The organism is Micromonospora solifontis (genome assembly GCF_003725545.1).
In the GTDB taxonomy this organism is placed as follows: domain Bacteria; phylum Actinomycetota; class Actinomycetes; order Mycobacteriales; family Micromonosporaceae; genus Micromonospora; species Micromonospora solifontis.
Window position 1 is genome coordinate 1 of sequence record NZ_RJLN01000221.1, and the last position, 306, is coordinate 306.

1 protein-coding gene is annotated in these 306 nt (G+C 70.9%); it reads right to left on the reverse strand.

The annotated features are described in order from the left end of the window. Positions 1 to 306 (reverse strand): C39 family peptidase (locus EFE23_RS27945; RefSeq protein WP_233601187.1); only part of this gene is annotated, 306 nt, incomplete at both ends.

The window sequence follows — 306 nt, forward strand, 5'->3', positions numbered from 1 at the left end:
TTCCTTGTTCAGGACCGGGGTGATGTCGTTGATGCTGTTGGTGCCGTTCTCGGTGGTGCCCATCTCGCGGGCCATGGTGTCCACGTCGATGGCCTTGCCCTGCACGCTCAGCGCGTTACGGGTCGCGGCCGGGCCACAGTAGTAGAAGTTCGGCTGGGCCTCGTAGTCGACGGTGAGTTCCCGCTCGCCGTGGCCGCGGCGGTCGGTGGTGACCTGGGTGGCGGCCTTTTCGGCCGGGGTGGCCTGGGCGGCGATGGCGGGGCCGGCGATGCCACCGGCGGCGGCGGTGAGGCCGGCGGCGGTCAG